A 1,952-nucleotide genomic window follows, 5' to 3' on the forward strand; every position below is an offset into this window, starting at 1 on the left:
CATCGCCGGCAATGTCGGTGCGCGTGACGTCGGCCTCGTCGGTCTGGGCCTCAACTTCGCCGTCACGCCGGCGATGGACGTCGCCATCGACTATACCGGCGCGTTCGGCCGCGACCAGCAGGACCATGCGCTCTCGGCCGGGCTGACCGCCCGCTTCTGAGCCCAAAAAACCGGCGGGCCGCCAGCCGCTGCGGCCCGCCAAGAACTTTCGTGCGGCGGAACGGTCTCCGCCACTTCTTTTGTGGGGGATGCGGTCTTCGCACGCCTCGCGCATCGCGCGCATGACCTAGCGTCAGCGCGCGATTCATGGTTTAGTAGCATCTAAATTAGGCGCGGTTCACGCCGCGTCGTGTCAGGGGGTGGCTTGCGGGGCAGCGCGGCGACCGGTGAAAGCAACGATCAGGGACGGGTATTCACACTTATGCAGTCGATTTCATCCACATCCAGTTCATCCAGCAAGAAGCGTCGCGGTGCATCCAAACGCGCAATCGCGGGCCGCAGCCTGCTCGGCGCGGCACTCCTGGCCTCCACCGCCCTGATTGCCCTGCCTGCCGGCCCGGCCTTCGCCGAAGATCTGTTGGTTGACAATAACGACCAGCAGGAAATCACCACGCCGGTAGATCTCGATGGCGGCCAAGTATTTGTTGGTCGTAGTCCGGGATCCGATGCCACGCTGACCATTTCAGACGGTGGGTCGGTCGAAGCTCTTCAGGGCCTTATTGCGGTTTATGGTGACACAAAGGGAACCGTTACGGTTTCCGGTACGGGCTCATTGCAGACCGATCTTTACCTCGGCGTAGGTTTGGGCGGTGAAGGCGTTCTGAACGTCCTCGATGGCGGTTATGTCCGGACGGACGTTAATTCAGCTTTGGGTGGTGCCGCTGGTAGCAATGGGATAGTCACCGTATCCGGTGGTACTTCGAAATTTATCGTAGAGAAAAGTCTCGTCGTGGGCCGCGCCGGGGAGGGCACGCTGAATGTCTCGAATGGTGGTTCTGTTCGTGCGGGTTATGATGTTACTGTAGGGCGAGACGCTGGCAATAGGGCCTCCGGCACCGTGACGGTGTCCGGCAAGGATTCCCGGCTGGTCGCGGGAAATGACATTAGAGTCGGCTATCAGGGCGAGGCCGCGCTGACCGTCAGCAATGGCGGCGCCGCCGAGGCCGGCGACACCTTCGTCGTCGCTGACGAAGCCGGCTCGACCGGGGTGATCAATATCGGGGCGGCGTCCGGCGAGAAGGCACTGGCCGCGGGTTCGCTGAAGGGGGCGGACGGGGCTGCCGCAACCATCAGTTTCGGCGCCGGTGACGGCACCATCCTCTTCAACCACACCGAAGAGAATTACGGTTTCGACGCCATCGTGTCGGGCAATGGCCTGCTCAAGCAGGAGGCCGGCGATACCCGCCTGACCGGCGACTGGTCGGCATTTACCGGAACGGGCGAGGTGAGCGGCGGCGTGCTCTCCGTCGACACGGATTTCGGCGGCTCGATGACCGTTCTCGCGGGCGGCACGGTGGCCGGCAGCAAGACCATCGACGGCGATGCCGAATTCCAGGATGGCGGCTTCTTCCAGGTCGATATCAGCTCCACCGACGTTCTCGACGTGGCCGGCACCGTCACCATCGGTTCGGGCGCCGATGTCGTGCTCGTCTCCAATGGTGCGCTCGCCTTCGAACTCGGCGTCACCACCACGATCATGACCGCCGGCGAGATCGACGGCGAATTCGGCGCGGTTCTCTCCGATGACGTTTTCAACGGCTCGCTGTTCCTCGAGGGAACGCTCTCCTATACCGAGACGACCATCGATCTGACGCTCGACCGCAACGACGTGGCCTTCTCCGATTTCACCCGGACGCCGACCCAGGCGGCCATCGCCGATGCGGTGGAAAGTCTCGGCCAGGGCAATGGCGTCTTCGACGCTTTCCTCGTCTTGACCGAAAAGGACGATGTGG

1 protein-coding gene and 2 pseudogenes are annotated in these 1,952 nt (G+C 63.0%); 2 read left to right on the forward strand and 1 reads right to left on the reverse strand.

Going from position 1 to position 1,952, the window contains the following annotated elements; all coding sequences use genetic code 11:
• Positions 1-448 precede the first annotated feature (448 nt).
• Positions 449-637 (reverse strand): hypothetical protein, encoded by a 189-nt coding sequence (locus E2A64_RS18095; RefSeq protein ID WP_244598369.1) that lies wholly within the window; start codon positions 635-637, stop codon positions 449-451.
• On the opposite strand from E2A64_RS18095, the pseudogene E2A64_RS18205 reads away from it, so the two are divergent.
• Together E2A64_RS18205 and E2A64_RS18100 are read left to right on the forward strand one after the other, a co-directional pair.
• Positions 578-991 (forward strand): annotated as a pseudogene (locus tag E2A64_RS18205) (hypothetical protein); the annotation flags it as partial. The gene E2A64_RS18095 and the pseudogene E2A64_RS18205 sit on opposite strands and share 60 nt — an antisense overlap.
• 66 nt (positions 992-1,057) lie before the next feature.
• Positions 1,058-1,952 (forward strand): annotated as a pseudogene (locus E2A64_RS18100) (hypothetical protein); the annotation flags it as partial.

The sequence above is a fragment of the Pseudohoeflea suaedae genome (genome assembly GCF_004354915.1).
Classification (GTDB): Bacteria; Pseudomonadota; Alphaproteobacteria; order Rhizobiales; family Rhizobiaceae; genus Pseudohoeflea; species Pseudohoeflea suaedae.